Source organism: Polyangiaceae bacterium, assembly GCA_020633205.1.
Classification (GTDB): Bacteria; Myxococcota_A; Polyangia; order Polyangiales; family Polyangiaceae; genus JAHBVY01.
Genome location: JACKEB010000020.1, coordinates 70,631 through 91,843, shown reverse-complemented (window position 1 = coordinate 91,843; position 21,213 = coordinate 70,631). Strand labels below are relative to the sequence as shown.

Genomic DNA, 21,213 nt, shown 5'->3' with positions numbered 1-21,213 from the left:
CGCTGCGGCCGCTCCAAGGCGCTTTTCTTGGCCCGAAGCGCTAGAGCGCGCTAGGCGCCGGAGGGAATGCGTACTTCCAGCCTGGTTGCCCTGAGTCTGTTGATCCTGAGTGGCTGCGGTAAGACCGAAGAGCCAGTTGAAAAAGCCGCGACGACTTCGCCCCCTGCGGATGTGTCAGCGAAGCCGCCTGCCGCGGCGAGCGGAGCCAAGCCCGCTGCGAAGGACCCCGAGAAGCAAGCGCTCACGCGTCCGGCGAAGCCGCTCAACGTGCTCTTCCTCACGGTCGACGCGCTGCGCGCCGATGACATGCCGTGGGTTGGCTACAAGCGCGAGACCGCACCGAATCTGACGAAGCTGGCCAAAGAGTCCGTCGTCTACGACAACCATCGCTCGGTCACGAGCTACACCGCGCAGTCCGTCGCCTGCATGCTGAGCGGGCGCTTGGCGGGCACGCTGTACCGCGACGGCTACTTCTTCACGGGCTACCGGGATGTGGGCAACGACTTCATCCAGGAGGCGATGCAGAAGAAGGGCATTCGTACCCTCGGCGTGCAAGCTCATATGTATTTTGGTCGTGGAAAAGGTATCGACCAAGGCTTCGATGTCTGGGACATGGTGCCTGGAATCACCTTCGACGCCCAGACCGACAACTTCATCACCAGCGAGAAGAGCACCAAGAAGATCATCGAGGTGCTGAGCAACCCGGAGAACACGAAGGGCCAGTTCTTCTTGTGGAGCCACTACATGGATCCACACGACAAGTACCAGAAGCACGCGGAGAGCCCCGATTTCGGCAACAGCAACCGCGATCGCTACGACTCCGAGGTCTGGTACACCGACAAGTGGCTCGGCGAGCTCTTCAAGTGGGGTGAGAAGCAGCCGTGGTGGAAGGACACCGCGATCGTGATCACCGCAGATCATGGTGAGGCGTTCGGGGAACACGGGATGTGGAAGCACGCCTTCGACGTCTGGGACGTGCTGCTCAAGGTGCCGTTGATCATCAAGGCGCCAGGGGCCGAACCGAAGCACATCAGTGAGATGCGCAATCACCTCGATATCGCGCCCACCCTCGTCGACCTGATGGGTATGGACGCGCTGTCCACATTCATGGGCAAGAGCCTGGTCCCCGAAGTCTACGGGGCGAAGCCGGAGAAGCGTGAGACGCTGATTTTCGAGCTGGCTGAAGATAGCCACAACCCGCCGCGCCGCGCCGTCATCCACGGGGACTACAAGCTGATCGTCTACGGCAAGGGCTGGAAGTACCTGCTCTTCAACCTCAAGGACGACCCAGGCGAGGAGAAGGATCTCGCGAAGACCGACGAGACCAAGCTCGAAGAGATGAAGAAGATCTACGAAGCTGAGTTCGCCAAGGTTCCCAGCATCGAGCCCTACGGCGGCATGAAGCTGAAGAGCGGCAGCCAAGCCAAGGGCCCCATGGGCCCGCCCAAGCAGTAGTAGACGGCCTCGAAAGCTGGTACGCCAGAGCGCGACAGGTTCCTGTATTCGCGCCCTGGCGCGCTGCTTTTGGAGGCATGGATGAATGAGATCTTCGCGGCGAAGCCCACCAAGACTTCGCGCCCCATCGTTGCGTTGGAGAAGGGCGAGCTAAAGGCTTGGATCAAGGGGCAACGCGCGGCGACCAAGAACTGGCTCGCGGCGACGGACTTCAAGGCGAAGCCTGGTGAGTTTGCGCTGATCCCAGGACGCGACGGCGGCCTGGAGCGAGTTGTGCTTGGCGTTTCCTCAAGGAAAGAGGCTTGGGATTGGGCAGGCTTGGTGCGGCGTCTGCCCACAGGCCGCTATCACGTCGGCACCACGCTAGAGCCCGGCTACGCCACCACTGCGGCGCTCGGCTGGGCGCTCGGGCACTATCGCTTCGATCGCTACAAGGCGCATAGTGGCAAGGGGGCGCTGCTCGCCTGGCCCGAGGGCGCTGACCAGGGCGAAGTGCAGCGCTTGTACGAAGGCATCAGCCTCGCGCGAGACCTGATCAACACGCCCGCCGGGGACCTGGGTCCCACCGCGCTCGGCGAGAGCGCGAAGGAGCTTGCCGCGCGGCATAGCGCGAAGTTCAAGCTGATCGTGGGCGACAAGCTGCTCGAGCAGAACTACCCGACGATTCACGCGGTCGGGCGCGCCTGCAGCGACGCGCCGCGGCTCATCGATTTTACCTGGGGCGACCCCAAGCACCCGAAGCTGACCCTGGTTGGCAAGGGGGTGTGCTTCGACACCGGCGGCCTCGATATCAAGCCCGCCGACAACATGAAGCTCATGAAGAAGGACATGGGTGGCGCCGCGCTGATGCTCGGTCTCGCTCACGCCGTGATGAGCGCTGGGCTTCCCGTGCGATTGCGGGTGCTCGTGCCTGCGGTGGAGAACAGCGTTGCGGGTAACGCGTTCCATCCGCTCGATGTGATCAAGACGCGCAAGGGTCTAACCGTGGAGATCGGGCACACGGACGCTGAAGGGCGGCTCATCCTGTGTGATGCGCTGGCCGAGGCCGACACGGAGAACCCGGATCTGTTGATCGATGCGGCGACGCTGACTGGCGCTGCGCGCGTAGCCCTTGGCACGGAGCTACCGGCGCTCTTCACCAACGACGACGACGTGGCCGGCGCAGTGCTCAGCGCCGGCCTGCGCGAAGGGGACCCGCTCTGGCGCTTGCCCCTGCACGAGCCCTACAAGGAGCAACTCAAGACTCCGATGGCCGACCTGAACAACCAGGGTGGTCCTTTTGGCGGCGCCATCACCGCAGCGCTCTACCTTCAGAGTTTCATTTCCAAGCGGCAACGCTGGGTGCACATCGACACCATGGGTTGGAACCTGCGCTCTCGCCCGGGGCGCCCCGTGGGTGGCGAGGCGTTTGCGCTACGCGCGCTCTACCGCATGCTGGTCGAGCGCTACCCTCGCTGAGGCGAAAGCGGCACGACAAAGCACGACAGGCAGGCCGATGTTTCGGCCTGCCTGTTGCGATTCCAGGGCCCGAGGCTAGTCGCGGAAGGCGCGATGTAGCGCTGACGTCAGGGCGTCTACGTCTTCCTCGGCGCAGAACAGCGTCGCCCGCAGAGGAGACGTGGCCATGGCCTTGAGCCGCACGCCGACGCCCGCCGCAACGGAGCGCGTCTTGGAAAGCTTGGCGGCGTTACGGCCGAAGAAGTCCCCAGCCACGCTCACGGCGCCGCAGCCCTCCTCGATCTGCACCTGATCGAGCAGCTGCGCTTTCACGCTGGACCAGTCGGGCACATCCGCCAGGCTGAACCAGAGGTCCGCGATTTCGTGATCCGCGTCCAGGTGCAGCACCGGCAGCGACGCTTCGGCGGCGGCCGCGAGCATGCGATCCATGGAACGCTCGCCGCTTGCTCGCAGGCGCACGAGCTGTTTCGTACCGGACACGCCGGCCACGTCGAGCTCGCCCACCTCTTCGGGGCGATCGATGCGGGTGCCGCCGTTCGCGTCACCAAACGTCGCACGAGCGTACAGCGCCACCTGGCTCTTGCGCGCGAACTCGATGCACTCCGCGTGGAGTACCTTCGCGCCGTGAGCCGCGAGCTCCAGCATCGCCTCGTGGGTGATCGACTTGAGCAGCTCCGCGGAGTCCACGACGCGCGGGTCGGCGGTGTACACACCGTCCACGTCTGAGCAGATCTCGCAGTACTCGGCGCCCAGGGCACCCGCCAGCGCCACCGCGGTGGTGTCGCTACCGCCACGACCCAGCGTGGTCACTTCGCGCTTGTACGACACGCCTTGGAAGCCCGCGACGATCACGATGCGCCCGGCCTCGAGCTCGTCTTGAACGCGGAACGGACGCACCTCGATGATGCGTGCGCCGGAGTGGCGGTCGTTCGTGAGGATCCCCGACTGAGAGCCGGTGAGACTAATCGCCTGATAGCCAAGCTCGCTCACCGCCATGCTGAGGAGCGCCATGCTGGTGCGCTCGCCACAGCTGAGCAGCATATCGAGCTCGCGACGACTGGGGCTTGGGCTGATTTCCCGAGCGCGCGCCAGGAGTTGATCGGTGGTCTTGCCCATGGCGCTGACCACCACCACCACAGCGAAGCCCTTTTTGCGGGTCTCCACCACGCGAGCCGCAACCTTCTTGATCTTCTCGGTATCGGCGACGGATGAGCCACCGTATTTCTGAACTACGATACGCATTGTATCCTCCCGGCAACACACTCTCAGCCGCTAGAAACGGCGGAGGCGCACACACTTTTCTTGGTTAGCGGCCCTTGAACACAGGTTTGCGCTTCTCGGCGAACGCGCTGAGCGCCTCGACTCGATCCTCACTGCGCAGGCACGTGTCGTAGAACATGCGCTCTAGCTCGATGCCATGGCTAAACGGCACCTCATAGGCGGCGTCGATCGCGCGCAGCGCGGCGGCTTGCGCCAGCGGCGCGCCACCGGCGAGGGGGGCGATGTAGCTCAGCGTGTCTTGGAGCACGTCCTGACCTTCCGGAGTCACCTGGTTCACCAGACCAATCTCGAGTGCTTCCTTGGCCTTCAGTCGCCGCCCGAACAGGATCAACTCCTTGGCGCGCGCCTCACCCACGATGCGCGGCAAGCGCTGGGTGCCGCCAGCGCCGGGGATGATGCCGATGCTGACTTCAGGCAGGCCCAAGAGGGCGTGCTCCGCCGCGACCCGCAGGTCGCAAAGTAGCGCGAGCTCGAGGCCGCCTCCGAGCGCGACGCCGTTGATTGCGGCCACGACGGGCGCGGGGTAGTCGAGGATCCACAAGAGTTCCGAGCGGTACAGCTCGAGCTGTTTGCGCACGTCGTTCTCGTCCATGCCCTTGCGCTCTTTGAGGTCCGCGCCAGCGCAAAATGCCTTCGTTCCAGCGGATGTGATGACCACCGCGCGCGTGTCGCTACTCTGACCGAGTTCGCGCCCGATGCGCCCGAATGCCAGCAGGGTGTCTCGAGAGAGCGTGTTCATCCGCTCTTCGCGCTCGATGGTGACGATGGCGACCTGGCCACCGCTTATTTCCTCGCGGCGAAGCGAAACGGGATCACTCACTTGGACTTTCCTTTCTTCTGCTCGAGCTTGCCTAGCTTGGCCTCGAGCTCCTCGAGCTTCTCACGCAAGCTTTCCATGTCACGTGACAGGCGACGGTCCACCGACTTGCCGGAGTTGGTCAAGCCGTCGATAGCGCCGCGGAGTCGCCGGCGCACCCTTCCGTCGTTCTCGCGTGCGAGTTGGCTACGCAGCGCCCCGCGTGCCACGGGATCGCCCAGCGATTGCAACGCTCGCGCCACATCACCTCGAACGTGGGGGTGAGCGTCCTCCAGCAAGGCCTCCAGGTGACGGCGGATGCGGCGCTCCTGGGAGAGCTCGGGTAGCGCCATGATCGCGGCACGTCGCCCGCGTGTGGGCACGCCGTACTGGGACGTCTCGAGCACGCTGGGCAGCGCAGCTTCGTCACCCAGTTGGGCGAGCCCGTTGAGCGCCGCGCCACGTACGACGTCGGCCCAGGACTCCTCGCCGAGCAGCTTCTCCAGCGCGCTCCTGGCGCCGCTGCCGCGATTCTTGCCGAGGGCGCGCGCGGCCTCCGCTTGAACCAAATAGCTTGCCTCGCGTCGGGCGTGCTTGAGCAGTGGCTTCTCCACGTCAGCGTCGCGGAAGTTTCCGAGGCCCCACATCACCGCGCGACGCACGCGGTCCTCCGCCGTGTCCGTGTGCTCGAGGAGCGCGAGCTTCGCGCGCTCGTCCCGTGTGCGCCCGAGGGCGTAGGCTGCTTCCGCGCGGACCATCCAAGCTTCTTCTTCGTTGCCAAGGCAAGCTGCGAGTGCCTGAACGGCCCGGCGCCCGCCCTTCTTGCCCAGGAGCTCCGCCGCCACCCAGCGCGTCTTGGCGCGCGGCCCATGCTTGAGCTGCCGCTCCAGCATATCGAGGGGGCAGTCGATCTCCACGCGCCCCAGGAGCTGATAGTCCGGGTCGATCTCAACCCACAGCGGAGCCTTCCCCATGGCGACGCTGAGCGAACCTTGCGCCGTGTCGATGCGGCGCTGGTGCCGCTTGAGGTTGCTTTCGCTGTGGGCGACCTCGATGCACAGGGGCAAGTCGAAGGTCGCTACGTCTTGGCCACGCTGGGTCTGCTTGAGGTCGACGTTCAGGTGCCCATCTGCGTAGCCCACCTTCAGCTTCAGTGTCGGGTGACCCGGGCGGTACACCCAGCTATCGAAGAAGCGTTCGAGGCTCTTTCCGCTCACGGTCTCCAGGGCGCGCATCAGATCGTTCGTCTCGACGATGCCCCAGGCGTGGCGCTCCAAGTAGAGCTGCACACCTTGCCAGAAGCGCGCCTCCCCGAGCTCCTGGCTGAGGAGGTGCAAAACCAGGCTGCCCTTCTCGTACAGGTGTCGGTCGAACAAATCGATGGGGGAGTCGTAGTCCCGGCAAACGATGGGTCGACGATAGACGCCTGCTTCCCCGAGGTAACTGTTTAGGTTCTTGCGTAGGGCGTAGGCGTACTCGTCGGCGCCGAGGCGATCTTCGCGCTCCACAAGCTCGAAGAACATCGCGAAGCCTTCGTTGAGCCAGGCGTGAGACCAGTCGCGACAGGTGACATAGTCGCCGAACCACTGGTGGGCGAGCTCATGCGCGACCAGGTAGTTGCTGTCGACGTCCCGCGCGGCTTTCACGTCGAGCAGGATCTCCTCTTCCATCGTGGTCGCGGTGGTGTTCTCCATACCACCGAAGATGAAGTCGCTGACGACGATCTGACTGTAGCTGCCGTACGGATACGGGACTCCGGTCTTGCGGGAGAACAGGCGGATCATGCGCGGCGTCTCACCGAAGGCGCGCTTGCCGTCGGTCTGCTTTCCCGGCGGGACATAGTACGCGACGTGCACCTTGCGTTCGCCGAGGTTGAGCTCCTCGCTCATCACGTCAAAGTGCCCGGCGACGAGGGTCACGAGATAGCTTGGCTGGGGTTGCTCCAGCCTGAAGTGATAACTCCAGGTCTTCGGAACGCGAGCCTTGGCTTTGCCCGACTTGGATATTTCGGGAGTCCTCGACGCGACCAAGTCACCGTTGCTCAGCACGGTCATCCCCGCCGGAACCTTCACCTTGAGCTCCGTGGTCATCTTCTGGTGCGGCTTGTCGTGGCACGGGAACCAGAAGCGGGCGTCTTCGTCCTGGCACTGAGACCACACCTGAGTCGGGCGCTCCGGGACTGATTTGTCGGGGGAGAGGAAATACAATCCACGGCGCGGTTGTGCGCTGTAGTGAATCTCCACGCTGAACTCTTTCAGCCGCTTTGGGATGCTGATCTCGATGGATTCACCGTCGTAGCGGTAGTTTCCGTCGTGTTTTTTCCCGGAGGATATAAGCTCGAGCTTGGTGAGCTCGAAGTCGAGGGCGTCCAGCACGAGGCTGGTCGCGTCGTCGTCGACCCGCGAGCAGTCCAGGCGTGCGCTGCCGCGCACCTCGCGCGCTGCGAAGTCGAGCTCCAGGTCTAGCGCCAGGTGGTCGACGCGAAACGGGCGGTCGCGCTCATACTTTCGCGGTCCGCCGGTCAGGTCGAGCGGCCCCGCGGAGCTGCATGCGCAGCCGAGAGCATGTCCCAAAGCGAGGTTGTGCGAGGACTCCTGCATCTTGGCTGCAATCGGTAGTATTCACCTGGCCTCGGAGCAAGCCCAACGCGCTGCCTGGGGCGGCTAGCTTGGAAGGTGAGTCAGGATGGCGCGCTTCAGCGCGTCGAGCAGCTCCGCTGGGGAGTAAGGCTTTGGTAGGTACACGACGTCCAGGCGGTTCAGGGCATCCCCCAGCACATCCGGTGCGTGCCCGCTCATGAGCACCACCGCGAGCGTCGGTTTCCGCTTTCGAAGCTCCTCAATCAAGGCTTTTCCACCAAGTTCCGGCATCACCGCGTCGGTTACCAGGGCCTCGATGTCTTCGCTCCAGCGCTCCAGCGCGTCTACGCCGTTGGAGGCTTCCACGACTTCGTAGCCGGCGCGCCGCAGCGTGCGGGCGGCTCCGCGCCTCACCCCCGGGTCGTCCTCGACGAGCAACACGCGACGATGGTCCGCAACGCTCCACTTGGAACTCGACGGCGGCCGATGGGTTTCCTCAGGGATCTCGGTCGTGACGGGCAGCCAGATGCGGAATGTCGCGCCTTTTCCCGGCTCCGAGCGCACGCTGATCTCGCCCCCCGCTTGGCTCACCACGCCGTACACCGTGGAGAGCCCGAGCCCGGTGCCTTTGCCCACCGGTTTGGTGGTGAAGAAGGGCTCGAACGCGCGTGCGCTGACGTCTTCTGCCATTCCGAGCCCGGTGTCCGACACCTCGAGCCAGATGCGCTCTCCCCGGACGTAGCTCTTGAGCGTGAGCTTGCCACCGTCCGGCATGGCGTCGCGCGCGTTGAGCGCAAGGTTGATCAGGGCGCGATCGAGTTGCCCTGGGTCGATCACGGCATACTTCGTGTCGGGTTCCAGATCGAGCTCGAGTTGGATGTTCTCCCGCAGCACGCGGCGCAGCATGCTGGTCGCGCGGGTGAGGGCCGCGTCGATGTCCACGGGCCTGGGTTGGACGACTTGCTTGCGCGAGTAGGCGAGCAACTGGATTGTTAGTTCCGCTCCGCGACTCGTGGCGGCTTCTATCTCATCCACCGCTACTCGCGTGGTGTCATCGAGCGTGGCTTCTTGCAGCAACGCGACGTTGCTCGCCACGACGGTGAGCAGGTTGTTGAAGTCATGGGCGACACCGCCCGCGAGCTGGCCCACCGCTTCCAGCTTGGTGGTGTCCTGCAAGCGCTCTGCGAGTTGTCGTCGTTCGCGTTCCTCGCTTTCGCGCTCAGCAGCGCGCCTCAGGGCGAAGTGCACCGACGCGCCCACCCCAGCGGCGAACAGGATGCTCAGCACGTGCGCCCACCAGTGGCTTGGCTCGCTACCAGTAGGGGACCGCACTTGCAGAGTCCATTGGCGGTCCAGCACCATGAGCTGCGCGGTACTCACCTCAGTTCGACTGTGGTCGAACGAAGGGCTCTGGTAGAGCAGTTCGCCTGCATCGCTCACACGGTAGCTCGTGGCGTTGAGCCGATGCGAAAAGCAGCTCTCTACCAAGCGTCGGGCATCGAAGACCGCATTCAGGTAGCCCAGGCTGTGATCGGAAGAGATCGGGATGTAGCTTGCGAAGCCTTGTTCGCCTTGGAACAGCGTGAGTGGACCCGTCGCGTGCGCCTGTCCGTCCTTCATTGATGCGCGAAAAAACTCAGCGGCTTCGGGGTGCTCGAGGACGCTCTTGCCGACAACCATCTGGTTCGTGGCTCGCGGGCTCGCGAAGCGAATGACCCCGCGCTCGTCGATCCAGTTGATCGCGCGATAGCCGCCGAACTGTTCAGCGACGGCGCCGCCCCTGGCCTCGAAGGCTTCCCGCTCACGCAGCCTGCCTTCGCGGATGGCCTTCTTCATCACCTCCAGCGAGTGCACTCGGTCGCGTACGTAGTCCTCGAGCTTGCCCGCGGAGAGCTCTGCCGTCAGCTGGTTCTGTTGGGCTGCGTGGGTGCGCTCTGTGCGCTCTAGTTCGATGGAAAGTGCCACCATCGCCACCGCGACCACCAGGGAGATCCCGATGCTCAAGAGCCAGCGGCGATGGCGGCGCCGGGCATCTGACGCGGGGGGTGCCTCGGGGGTCATGACTCACGCTTGACGGTCAGTCCGCCGCCGAATCCCTGGCTGGTGAGTTGCTACGTGGAAATATGAGTACGAACTCACCAGGGCGCGCTTCGAATACCAGCGCTCCGTGATCGCCGCGCTTGGCAGAGAGCTGAGTGTAGGCAGCGTACCAGGGCATGCCCTGCCAGGCCGGGGTCGGCTTGATGTACTCGGGCACGATGACGTCCAACGCGAGGTAGCGAGTCTTAGCTTTCAGCGTCGCCCCGAAGCTCCAGGTTTCCGTGCCGACCTTGGGGTAGGGATCGTTGTGCAGGGCGCCGCCGTAGGCGAGGATGATCTTCTCCTGCTTGGCCTCGGCTTGGCGTTTGAGCAGCACCTCGACGTCGTGCAGGGTGTTCTTGGCGACCGTCTCCAACATCAAGCCGATGTCGCCGGCGCCCGCTTTGGTGATCGCTTCGAGCTCTTCGCAGCTCGGGTGGAGGCTCCTTGGGGTGATGCCTAGCGCCTTCGCGGCGTTGCCGAGCTCGACGTACTCGTTCTTGTTGGTGGCAGCCTGCTTCTTGGTGACGACTTCTTGTTGCTTCTTGACCTGAGCTACCGTTTCCTTGCGGCATTTGGGATCCGGGAACCAGAGTTCGAGCAGTAGGTCCGAGGCCTTGCCCTTGAGCGTTGGTAGCAGCTGGTCCTTGAAGCGCGCTGCGCCAGACTCGACGCCTTCGCTGCCTTTCTGAGCGTGCGCTTCACCAACGGCGAGCACCCGAGGCTGCCGCTCGAGCAGCACTTCGAATGCGGCCTTGGCGTCTTTGAACTCCAAGCAGCGCAGCTCACCGCAAGCCTTGGCGCCGGGGGGAACTTTGTCTGCGGGGCCGGTCAATGCTGGGAGTGAGCTGCTTGGCGGGTCTGCGCTACCGCTGGCCGAGGTAACGCTCCCCGTAGCGCCGGCCGCTGCACTGGGCGCGACTTCAGCGGTTGGCTGTTGCTTCGTATCTTCGCACGCGGTGAGCGACCCCAACGCGACCAGGGCGGCGCTCCAGCGCACCCTTCGGGTGATGAAAGATCCCGGCGCGTTGACGTGCTTGATGGGCCGCACGCTGCGGTGCCGCCTCCCCCCCTGATCCGCTGTCATTCGGGCCAGAGCATAGCAGGAGTGGCACGGGAACAGGTGGGCGCGCGAACTTTCCGCTATACCCCGGAACACCGTGGGTCAGACGCTAACCGGAGAGGTGCAACACGTCGTCTTCGAGAACGAAGACACGGGGTTTCGTGTGTTCCGGCTGCGTGGGGTGCGCTCGCACGGTTCCCTGACGGTGGTGGGCGTGCTGCCACCAGTTGGCGTGGGGACGAGCGTGCGGGTGACCGGGGAGATGATGGTCGACCCGCGGCGCGGGACGCAGTTCAAGGCCGACACCTTGGTTCCAATCCTCCCGGAAACTTTGGCTGGTATCGAGCGCTACTTGTCTTCGGGATTCATTCAAGGCATTGGCGCTGGGTTTGCCAAGCGCATCGTCGCGCACTTCGGACTCGAGACGCTCAAGGTGCTGGATGAGGACCCGGAGCGCCTACGGGAGGTGCCAGGTCTCGGCAAGAAGCGTGCAGCGGAGCTGTTCAAGGCTTGGAATGCTCAGAAGCTCCAGAGCAGCGTGCTGCTCCTCCTGCAATCCCACGGAGCAAGCCCAAGCCTTGCCGCGCGGATCGTGGATCGCTACGGAGAGAAAGCTGCGAGCATCGTTCAGCAGAGCCCCTACCGCCTGGCGATCGAAGTGCGCGGCATTGGCTTCCGCACCGCGGACAAGATCGCGCAATCGATCGGCATCGCCGGGGACCACCCGGAGCGCGCCCAAGCCGGTGTCTTGCACGAGTTGAGGCAGCTCGCGGACAACGGCCATGTGCTGAGCTCGCGTCAAGACCTAGTACAGCGCGCCGCCGGTATGCTGCAGGTCGGTGAAGACCACGTAGAGTCCGCGATTGACGCGCTGTGGGCGGCGAACCGCGTGGTCATCGAGGACGGCTTGGTCTTCTTGCGCCGCTACCATGAAGCAGAGTGCAACGTGGTGGGTTTCCTTAGGGAATTGCTCGACAGTCCCGGCCAGTCCCTGACTGGCCTCGACCACCACATCGGCCTCTTCGAACAGCGGCTCGACATTCAGCTAGCCGAGGCGCAGCGCCAAGCCGTGGAGCTGGCTGCTGAACACAAAGTGGTGGTGATCACCGGTGGCCCCGGTGTGGGAAAGACCACGATTATTCGTGCAATTCTCAGCGTGTTCTTGGGCGCGCAGCTCGAGGTGCGCCTAGCGGCACCCACGGGTCGTGCTGCCAAGCGCTTGAGTGAAGCGACGGGACGAGACGCGTCGACGATTCATCGCTTGCTCGAGTACGACCCACGTGGGGGTGGCTTTCAGAAGTCCGCAGATGAGCCGTTGGATGTCGGTGCGGTGATCGTCGACGAGGCGTCGATGATCGATCTGACCCTGGCGGAGTCTTTGCTCGCGGCGATCCCGCCAGCTGCGCGTGTGGTGATCGTCGGCGACGCGGACCAGTTGCCCAGCGTCGGGCCGGGTGCGGTACTACGCGATTTGATCGAATCGGGCGTGTTGCCCACCGTGCGCTTGAACGAAGTCTTCCGACAGGCGGAGCAGAGTCGCATCGTTCAGAACGCGCACCGCATCTATCGCGGAGAGCGCCCCGAGTCGGCGCCATCGGAGGAGCCAGACGCCGACTTCTTCGTTATCCCCAGGAGCGATCCCGAGAAGGCTGCTGAGGTGATTCAGCTGCTGGTGACCCAGCGCATTCCCGCTCGATTTCAGCTCGATCCGCTGAGCGACGTGCAGGTGCTGACTCCGATGCATCGTGGCCCGTCGGGTACCATCGCGCTGAATGCGGTGCTGCAGGAGACCTTGAACCCAACAGGGGCGACGCTCGAGCGGGGAGGTCAGCGCTACCGGGTTGGCGACAAGGTGATGCAGACCAAGAACGACTACGATCGCGAGGTGTTCAACGGAGACATCGGTCGCATCATCGAGGTCGATACCGAGCGGAAACAAGTGAAGGTGCGCTTCGAGGAGCGGGAGGTGCCGCCCTACGCTCTCGGCGAGCTCGACAACCTGAACCTCGCCTACGCCTGCAGCATCCACAAGAGCCAAGGGAGTGAGTACCCGGCGGTGGTCATTCCGCTCCTCACCAGCCACTTCGTCATGCTCTCTCGCAACTTGCTCTACACGGCAGTGACGCGCGCGCGCCGCTTGTGCGTGCTGGTGGCAGATCCCAAGGCGCTCGATATCGCGCTCTCCGAAGTGCGCCGCGAGGAGCGGCTCACGCGTCTCGGACAGCGTCTGCGGTTGGCTAGCGGCCTCAGCTCTCACGAGTTGATGTGACAAACAACGTCCGCCGATAGCTGGCCGGATTTTCAGTGGTCGTGAGACAACTGCACGCATGAAGACCACCGACACCTGCCTGTTGCTCGCCCTCCTCGACCTGTCCCCCGCCGCTCGCCACGTGCGGGTTTGCGACGTGGCCCGCCACGCGCGCCTGCCGATTGGAGAGACGCTGCGACTGCTGCGCCGTCTGCAAGAACGCGGGTGGGTGGACGCCAGTAAGCGCCGCTTGACCCTGCGCGGCCTCGTACTCGCGGTATCTCTACAGGCTCGAGTACGCACTGGTAGGCGCCTTGATGTCGCAGCCTAACCGATGAAGTTCATTGAGAAATCCTTGATGCTGCCTGGCTGCTTGTTAGGTGCCTCACGGTCTTCTCGACAACCAAACGTTCCTTGACCTGATGCTTGCTCAGAGCTAGCAGCGGCCCCTACATGTCGGGTGGAATCCGACCGTGCGGCTGAATACCACACCCTCACGGCGGCAACCCCTAGGGCCGAGTTCACCCCCTCGCGCCCCCAAAAGAAAGAGAACGTTACATGAACTTCAAGTCTGCTCTCCTCAGCACCTGCCTCCTCGCCTTCTCCGCTGTTGGCTGCTCCGCAGCATCTGACGTTGCACCCTCCGACCACGGCAAGCAGACCGCGGAGCGCGAGTACCGCGCTGGTGGCTGGACCTTCCACGATGACGCGTTCGAGTGCGGCGGCAGTGTGCGCACCGGCGTGTGGCGCGGTAACGCCCGCCACGTCTTCGCGTTCGAGGGCACCGCGAACGAGACCGTGACCTTCGCACCCGACGGCACCTGGGATGACCGCGGCGGCATCCTGGCCTTCGTGACCAACAGCACGGGTCTGATCACCGACTGGAGCTACGAGGAGAACTACTCGAGCACGAAGTTCGACGCGCACTTCGACCGCAACGACACGTACTTCGTGTGGGTCATGCCCCTCGAGACGCGCTTCCTCAGCGGCACGAACTACATGACGATGAGCGTCCACTGCCAGGACGCGGGCTGCCAGAGCGACGCTGACTGCGCTCAGGACGAGTCCTGCGTGCAGGTGCAGTGCATCACGACTCCGTGCCCCGCGCTCTGTGTGGCTCAGCCCACCTGCGCCGAAGGCGTCACCGCCGACAACCGCGTCTACGCGAAGAACTTCGCTGCCGGCGACTTCCAGGCCGCGCAAGACTTCGTCGACGGCTTCCAGTTCGTGATGAGCGGTATCAACAAGGGCACCTGCGAGTCGTTGAACACCAAGGAGTGCCGCGATGACGCTCCCGTCTGTGGTCAGCCGGCGTGGGCCGACTACCCGAAGAACTTCGCCAGCCTGTGCGAGTTCGAGAAGCTCATCCGTAGCTACGCGGGTGCTGAGGGCGAGGCCAAGGGCGCGTTCGAGAACGGCCTGTGCGAGGAAGACACCGAGTGTGACTTCGACGCCGACCCCACCAAGCACTACGTCGGCATGAGCCCCGAGGAGTGCCAGGTCATCCGCTTCGCCTGCATCGCCACCATGAGCTACTTCTCGGACAGCTGCGGTTGCGGCTGCCAAGACCTGACGCCTGCCCAGTGAGGTGTTTGGTTTCCCAGCGGAACCAATAGCTCGCTAGGAATCGAATGCTTTGCGGCGTGTCCTTTCGGGGATGCGCCGCTTTCTTTTTGGATCCCCCGTCGGTTCCTCAAGCTTTTTCGGGGGTGAGGCGCGCTCAGTTCATCGGGACTAACTGCGTCTGGTCATTGCCGCAGAACTGCGCTTCACCTTCCCAAACCGTCCCACAAGTTGGGCAGATCTTCTTGCGGACCGGTGGAGGTGGCGGCGGTGCTGGGGGCGGCGAGAGCGACTCTGGGGGAGCAACAGGGACCGACTTGCGGCCACGCAGAGCGAAGATGAGTCCGCCTAGCAGCAGCAGAAGCGCGCCGCCGCCCAGGCCGGCGAACAGCAACCAGTTGCGACTCCCTTTGGTTTGGGTGGTGACCTCTTTGCTGCCCACGGCGGCTCCGGCGATCAGCGCGACGGCCTCTCCCTGCTCACCAGACTCATCGAAGTCGCCGCCGGCGAGTAGCGCGTCGTAGCGCTCCTTCGACACCACTTCGAGGACCACGTCGACGCTATGTCCGGAGACCGTGGCGCTGATCTTCAGCTCGCCCTCTTCGGCATCGGTGGCGACCTTTAGTTTGCCCGGTCCAACGCTCTCCACCCCGCGGTGCTCAGGGATCTTCCACTGGGGGCTCGTTCCCGTGGGGCAACCGCTCGCATCGACGACGCTCGCGCGGAACTGAAACTCTTCGCCAGGCAGCACGAGCTTGCGCGCTGGGCGCACCTCCAAGCGCGCGACGGGGCCCGGATCGGAGCAGCGGTTCTCCACCTTGGGAGCTGGTTTGGGGACTGGGGGAGGGGCGCTAGGGGCGGCGCTGGCGCTGGCGCTGGCTTCGCTTGGTGGAGCTGCGCCCTCGCGCTGTATCAGTCGGAAGCTGCGACTCCGACGCACGCTTGCGGTGCAGTTCTGTCCTTCGACCACGAACACGTACTGGCCCGTCTCGTTGAAGCTGATGACGTCGTCGGTCGCGCTCATGGTTGTGATGACCGTCGCTTGGCGAGGGTCACCCGCGGCCGTCTTGCAGGTGGTCTGCCAGCCACGCTTGCCCCCAGAGTGTGAGCGCGCCGCGAGTCCGGGGTACTGCTCCCAACACTGGTTGGTTCGATAAGTGCGGGTGCCTCCGTAGATCACCAGCTCGCCGCCGCTTTGCTTGATGGAAACGGCACCTCCGGGCGCACCTCCACCACCCGGCTTGGGGCCGCATGAGTCACCCCACTCGCCAATCCGCCACTGCACGCTCATTGCGGAGGCCGACCAACGCCCTGAGAGCGTTGGCTGCTCCGCCTTGGCTTCCCGGGCGGTTCCCCAGCTGATCGCAACCACACAGGCGAGGATGGAGAGCACCTGTGTGCCCCCGATCCACGACGGTGCTCCCAGACGGTGACCCAGAAGACGGCCAGTCACGAAGCGTTGCGGAAACCGACGAGCGGGCGAAGCCACGCGGCTGTTATAGCTGAGCTACGCGGCGACCGGGGATCCGCGTAGGCACGAGCGGCGGGGAGGCGTGCTCCAGGTGTGCGCTGAAGATCACCTCGAGCACCGCGCCTGGAGCGTTCGAGGCAGCTTTTTGGGCCACATTGGCTTCGGCAGGTTCGTTGACTTCGGAAAAATGGGGGTGGTAGCGTCCGCACGCCTGCGATGCTCACGGGTAGAAGGTCCGCATGGGACCCTGCGTGAGCACGCTGGTGAACAGGCTGCATCGTTCCCGTCCCCCAATTCGCGCCGCGTCGGCGTGGAAGCAACAGAGTCAGCGCGCCTGAAGGAGTGCCCCATGGCCAAGCGAGCAGGGTCCAGTACCTCCCGAGTATCAAAGAGCTCCAAGCGCGTGCTTGGTCGCTTTGTTTTGCCCAGTCTCCTGGCAGCTGGGTGCTTTGCTGGCGTCACCGCCGCGGGCTCTGACGCGCAAGCGCAGGCGACCAGCGACACCCGTGTCAGTGAGACCAACGGCGACGGCATGGACACCCATCTGTTCCGTCCGGCGATTGACTCGAAGGGTTTCTTCTCAACCAACGGCTCCGACATCATCGGCGCCAACGACATCAGCTTTGGTCTGATCCTGGACTATGGCCGAAACATCATGCGCACCCGCGACGATCGTATCCCCACGGATGCAAGTGGGAACGTCGTCGGCTCGGGCTCCGGCGTGCCGGCGCTGGTCGAGGACTCGTTCCAGGGAACGTTCGGCTTCAACTACGGTATCGCCAACGTCGCCGTGGTGGGCTTGGCCGTACCGGTCGTGTTGATGACCGGTAGCGCCAACGACAACGCGGGGCAGGCATTCCAGATTGGTCCAAACGGCGGCCTCTACAACACCGACAAGTACGACGTGCAGAAGATCTCCACGTTGTCCTTGCACGGAAAGGTACGCCTTACTCGCGTGGACAAGGGCATTGGCGTAGCCGTGCTCGCCCAGGCCGGTATCCCCATGGCAAGCGCGGAGAAGGACCTCGCCGCGGATCCTGGGGTTTGGTACTGGCCTCAGGTCGCAGTGGAGAACCAGTTCGGTGCCACCCGGCGCTTTAAGGTCGCCGTCAACGTCGGCTACCGCGGCCACACCGGGAAGAACCCGGTGTTCCAGCAAGACTCCACCGGGCAAGACCAGCTGGCGGAAGGCGAGTTTGAGTATGGAAACCTCGCCACGGCGAACCTTGGTATCTCCTGGCGCGTGCTCGATCCGCTGGATCTCGTGGCAGAGACGTATGCGACCTACCTGCTCGACGGTAAGTCGGACAGCAAGCAGAAGCTCTCTCAGGAGTACCTGGGCGGCATCAAGCTGTTCGTCGAGCGCAACAGCTACCTGATGCTCGGCGGCGGTAGTCGCGCTTACTCCACCGGTTTCGAAGCCGCCGACCTGCGCATGGTCATGGGCTTCGTGTTCGAGCCGTCGATTGGCGACCGCGACGGCGACGGCTACAAGGACGACCAAGACCAGTGTCCGGATGACCCGGAGGACTTCGACAACTTCGAGGACGGCGATGGTTGCCCCGATCCGGACAACGACAACGACGGCATCTTGGACGTCGATGACCGCTGCCCGAACACTCCGGAAGATCGCGACGGCGACGAGGACGACGACGGCTGCCCGGAGGGCAATGATGGCGACCGCGACGGCGACGGCATCATGGACTCTCGCGACAAATGTCCGGACGATCCGGAGGACCGTGACGGCTTCCAAGACGCGGATGGCTGCCCGGATCCGGACAACGACAAGGACGGCATCCTCGACGCCGAGGATCAGTGCCCACTGGATCCCGAAGACAAGGACAACTGGGACGACGAGGACGGCTGCCCGGATCCGGACAACGATCGCGACCAGATCCCCGACGTCTCTGACAAGTGCCCGAACGAGCCCGAGACGTACAACGGCCAAGACGATGAGGACGGTTGCCCCGACAAGGGCCGCGTGTTGATCGAAGGCAGCGACATCATGATCCTGGACAAGGTGCAGTTCAAGACGGGCAGCGCCGAGATCCTCCCGGAATCAAATCCGATCCTCGACGCCGTTGCTGCGACGCTCAAGGGCCACCCGGAGTTCCTAGCGATTGAGGTCGCGGGGCACGCCGACGAGCGCTCTTCGGACGACTACAACCTCAAGCTGACCCGAGATCGTGCCCGGGCGGTGCTCGAGGCCGTGGTCAAGCGCGGCGTCGCTCGCAAGCGCTTGGTTAGCCAAGGCTACGGTGAGTACTGCCCACTGGAAGACGCACACACTCCTGCGGCCTGGGAAAAGAACCGCCGCGTGGAGTTCAAGGTGGTCAAGACCGAGGACGGGAGCACCGGCGTGGAACGAGGCTGTGAGCGCGCCCGCTTGAAGGGTGTGCTGCCGCCGCGAGTCGACGGCGAATAAGGGCATCCCGCCAAACTGTAGCGAGCCTCTCCATCGGGAGAGGCTCGCTGCGTTTTGTGCCACTTCATGCCCAGCTCTGGCGCTGCCGTCTCAGGATGGGAACTCACCAGCTCCCGACGCGCACCTCACCCCACCAAAATCCGGCCGGAAGTGGGTGTCGATCGGTCGCTCCGCTACCATCAGACTTCGTGCCCTACTCTCGCCACGACCTGGACGATGGCTTTGCTCTCAGCTCGCGCGGAGGCGACTGCCAGCTCTTCCATCTGGCGCCAGGGCTCGTGAAGGTGAGCTATCGTGGGCTAGCTACGCGGGATTTCGCCGAGCACGTGACCCGGGAGCTCGAGATCCTGCTTCGCCACGACGAGCGCCTCGAGGTCTTCGTCGACGCCGGCGCCCTACGTTCCTACCACTCTGATTTCCGTAAGGAATGGACTTCTTGGCTCAGCGAGCACAAGTCGAGCCTAGATGGGCTTCACATCCACTTCCAATCTCGCATCGTGGAGATGGGAATCAATCTAGTGAACGTCGTGATCGGCGACTTCATTCGCCCGTACCCCAAGCGTGAGGAGTTCGAGCGTCAGCTGGAGCGCACCTTGGCGCTCAAGCGCACCGCCTGACTCCTCTGCGCTCAAGAGAGCAGTCGCCGTTCAGCGGGTCACGCGCCTGAAGATCGGCTCGCGACTGTCCGCCGCCGCTTGGTAGCTGACGCTGAAGTCTTCAAACCCATCAAGCGCGCGAGAGAGGCTTTTGCCCGGCGCCAGCGTAAAGGCGTTGTAACCGCAACGTGCGAGGTAGAAGAGCTGATCTTGCAGCACGTGGCCTACCGCGCGCAGTTCCCCCGTGAAGCCGTGCCGATCTCTTAGCAGGCGGCCAGTCGTGTAGCCGCGGCCATCGGTGAACTTGGGGAACTCCACGCAGATCAACTGCACGGCGTCGAGAATGTCAGCGACGTCTCCCGCCAGTTCGTCGCTGCGCAGCCGGACACCGAGGCCACCTTCACGTCCACGCAACGCCTCAAGCTGCTTGCGCAGGCGCTCGAGGCTCACGCTGACGTCGCCGGTCTTGGGCGCGGGTGTGTCGTCGTCGAGGTGCAGCCACGCGTCGTCGATGATCTGCTTATCCTTGATGATCTGCATATGCTGCCTCCTTGAACGGCTCTGCGCCGAGGCGCCGAAAAGCGTCGATGAATCGCTCGTCGCTAGACTCGCGTAGCTCCAAGTAGCGCGCGAGCACGCGAGAAACGGCCTCTACTATTTCGTGCTTCGCGAACGCAGGACCGAGAATCTTTCCGAGACTCGCGTCGTTCCCCGGGGAACCACCCAGCATCAACTGGTAGAACTCTTCGCCGCGCTTGTCGATGCCGAGGATACCGATGTTGCCAATGTGATGATGACCGCAGGCGTTGATGCAGCCGCTCATTTTCAGGCTCACCTCACCGATGTCGTTCAAGTAGTCCATGTCATCGAAGTGGCGACCCAGCTCCTCCGCAATCGGAATCGAGGTCGCGTTGGCGAGCGCGCAGTAGTCGAGCCCTGGGCAGCAGATCATGTCCGTCAGCTTGCCCGCATTGGCGGTCGCCAGGTCGAGCTTGACCAGCTCGCGCCAGAGGGAGTCGAGGTCGCTGACCTTCACATCCGGAAAGACCAGGTTCTGCATGTGGGTCACCACGAGTCGACCCTGACTGAAGCGGTCGGCGAGGTCCGCCACGGATTCCATCTGGGTGTCCGTGATGTCGCCGGGCGGCTTTCCTGGTGCCTTCACGCTGATCGTGACGATGCCGTAGCCGTCCACCTTGTGTGGCGTGACGTTGTTGCCTACCCAGAGGCCGAAGTCGCGGTTCTTTCCAAGCTTCATCGCGGCGAGCTTGGAGTCGGCGTTCGGCAGTGACTCGTAGTGAGCAGGCAGAAAGAACGCTCGCACGCGCTCGAGCTCTTGCTCCGTCACATCGATCGAAGCGTCGCGGGTCAACGCCCACTCTTCCTCGACCAGCCTCGTGAACTCTTCGACGCCGAGGGCATCGACCAGCACCTTGATGCGCGCCTTGTGTTTGTTGTCGCGTCGCCCGTGCAGGTTATAGACGCGCAGAATCGACTCCAAGTAGCTAAGCAGGTACTGCTTCGGCAGGAACCCTCGCACCACCTTGCCGACGAACGGAGTGCGCCCAAGGCCACCGCCCACGATCACCTCGAAGCCGTGTTCGCCATCTGGCCCCTGCACGATGCGCAGCCCGATGTCATGGAAGCGCACCGCCGCGCGGTCGTCGTTCGGGGCGCCCGTTACCGCGATCTTGAACTTGCGCGGTAGAAACGCGAATTCCGGGTGGAAAGTTGACCACTGCCGGATGAGCTCACACCACGGTCGCGGATCCTCAATCTCGTCCCGCGCAACGCCAGCGTAGGCATCCGCGGTGGTGTTGCGGATGCAGTTGCCGCTGGTCTGAATGGCGTGCATCTGCACGCTGGCCAGGTCATCCAGGATGCTGGGCACATCCTCCAGCTTGGGCCAGTTGTATTGAATGTTCTGGCGGGTGCTCAGGTGTCCATAACCCTTGTCGTACACCCGGGCGATCTGCGCCAGCATCCGCATTTGCTTAGAAGACAGCAGGCCGTACGGAATCGCGACGCGCAGCATGTAGGCGTGAAGCTGCATGTACAGGCCGTTCTGCAGGCGCAGCGGCTTGAACTCGTCTTCCGTGATTTCGCCAGCTAGGCGGCGGGCGACCTGGCCGCGAAACTGTGCTGCTCGTTCCTCGACGATGCGCTGATCGATGGCGTCGTATTGATACATGGCAGTCC

General features: G+C 63.9%; 15 protein-coding genes. 7 read left to right on the top strand and 8 right to left on the bottom strand.

The features are described from left to right. Positions 1 to 66 precede the first annotated feature (66 nt). Positions 67 to 1,455: a sulfatase gene (locus H6718_31630; protein MCB9590008.1), complete on the top strand. Its 1,389-nt coding sequence runs from the start codon at positions 67 to 69 to the stop codon at positions 1,453 to 1,455. 81 nt (positions 1,456 to 1,536) lie between these two features. Then, complete coding sequence (locus H6718_31625; protein ID MCB9590007.1) at positions 1,537 to 2,913, top strand: leucyl aminopeptidase family protein; 1,377 nt, start codon at positions 1,537 to 1,539, stop codon at positions 2,911 to 2,913. A gap of 75 nt (positions 2,914 to 2,988) precedes the next feature. On the opposite strand, the gene H6718_31620 is transcribed toward H6718_31625, so the two are convergent. From H6718_31620 to H6718_31600, 5 genes are all read right to left on the bottom strand, one after another. Further along, positions 2,989 to 4,155 carry an aspartate kinase gene (locus H6718_31620; GenBank protein MCB9590006.1) on the bottom strand — a complete coding sequence of 389 codons (1,167 nt, stop codon included), beginning with the start codon at positions 4,153 to 4,155 and terminating at the stop codon, positions 2,989 to 2,991. A 64-nt stretch (positions 4,156 to 4,219) separates the two neighbouring features. Continuing rightward, the gene (locus H6718_31615) at positions 4,220 to 4,933 is read right to left on the bottom strand and encodes an enoyl-CoA hydratase/isomerase family protein (GenBank protein ID MCB9590005.1); all 714 of its coding nucleotides are present in this window, start codon (positions 4,931 to 4,933) and stop codon (positions 4,220 to 4,222) included. A 77-nt stretch (positions 4,934 to 5,010) separates the two neighbouring features. After that, positions 5,011 to 7,590: a HEAT repeat domain-containing protein gene (locus H6718_31610; protein MCB9590004.1), complete on the bottom strand. Its 2,580-nt coding sequence runs from the start codon at positions 7,588 to 7,590 to the stop codon at positions 5,011 to 5,013. 63 nt (positions 7,591 to 7,653) lie between these two features. Next, positions 7,654 to 9,630 carry a response regulator gene (locus H6718_31605; protein ID MCB9590003.1) on the bottom strand — a complete coding sequence of 659 codons (1,977 nt, stop codon included), beginning with the start codon at positions 9,628 to 9,630 and terminating at the stop codon, positions 7,654 to 7,656. 16 nt (positions 9,631 to 9,646) lie between these two features. Then, positions 9,647 to 10,432, bottom strand: a complete 786-nt coding sequence (locus H6718_31600) for a hypothetical protein (GenBank protein MCB9590002.1) — start codon at positions 10,430 to 10,432, stop codon at positions 9,647 to 9,649. A gap of 376 nt (positions 10,433 to 10,808) precedes the next feature. Between H6718_31600 and H6718_31595 the strand changes: the two genes are divergently transcribed. The 3 genes from H6718_31595 to H6718_31585 all read left to right on the top strand — a co-directional run bounded on the left by H6718_31595 (position 10,809) and on the right by H6718_31585 (position 14,546). Beyond that, complete coding sequence (locus H6718_31595) at positions 10,809 to 12,980, top strand: ATP-dependent RecD-like DNA helicase (protein ID MCB9590001.1); 2,172 nt, start codon at positions 10,809 to 10,811, stop codon at positions 12,978 to 12,980. Between the two features lie 58 nt (positions 12,981 to 13,038). Next, the gene (locus H6718_31590; GenBank protein MCB9590000.1) at positions 13,039 to 13,290 is read left to right on the top strand and encodes a helix-turn-helix domain-containing protein; all 252 of its coding nucleotides are present in this window, start codon (positions 13,039 to 13,041) and stop codon (positions 13,288 to 13,290) included. 227 nt (positions 13,291 to 13,517) lie between these two features. Beyond that, positions 13,518 to 14,546 (top strand): hypothetical protein, encoded by a 1,029-nt coding sequence (locus H6718_31585; GenBank protein MCB9589999.1) that lies wholly within the window; start codon positions 13,518 to 13,520, stop codon positions 14,544 to 14,546. A 133-nt stretch (positions 14,547 to 14,679) separates the two neighbouring features. On the opposite strand, the gene H6718_31580 is transcribed toward H6718_31585, so the two are convergent. Then, the gene (locus H6718_31580; protein MCB9589998.1) at positions 14,680 to 16,011 is read right to left on the bottom strand and encodes a hypothetical protein; all 1,332 of its coding nucleotides are present in this window, start codon (positions 16,009 to 16,011) and stop codon (positions 14,680 to 14,682) included. A 331-nt stretch (positions 16,012 to 16,342) separates the two neighbouring features. Here H6718_31580 and H6718_31575 point away from each other — a divergent pair, with 331 nt between their 5' ends. Further along, the gene (locus H6718_31575; protein ID MCB9589997.1) at positions 16,343 to 18,418 is read left to right on the top strand and encodes an OmpA family protein; all 2,076 of its coding nucleotides are present in this window, start codon (positions 16,343 to 16,345) and stop codon (positions 18,416 to 18,418) included. 188 nt (positions 18,419 to 18,606) lie between these two features. Continuing rightward, entirely contained in the window at positions 18,607 to 19,035 is a 429-nt protein-coding gene (locus H6718_31570) for a hypothetical protein (GenBank protein ID MCB9589996.1), read from the top strand. A 30-nt stretch (positions 19,036 to 19,065) separates the two neighbouring features. Here the strand turns inward: H6718_31570 and H6718_31565 are convergent, their stop codons facing one another. Beyond that, positions 19,066 to 19,554 (bottom strand): DUF934 domain-containing protein, encoded by a 489-nt coding sequence (locus tag H6718_31565; protein MCB9589995.1) that lies wholly within the window; start codon positions 19,552 to 19,554, stop codon positions 19,066 to 19,068. Further along, positions 19,535 to 21,205, bottom strand: coding sequence for a nitrite/sulfite reductase (locus tag H6718_31560; protein MCB9589994.1), 1,671 nt, complete (start codon positions 21,203 to 21,205; stop codon positions 19,535 to 19,537). Before H6718_31560 ends, H6718_31565 begins: the two co-directional genes overlap by 20 nt. Positions 21,206 to 21,213 lie beyond the last annotated feature (8 nt).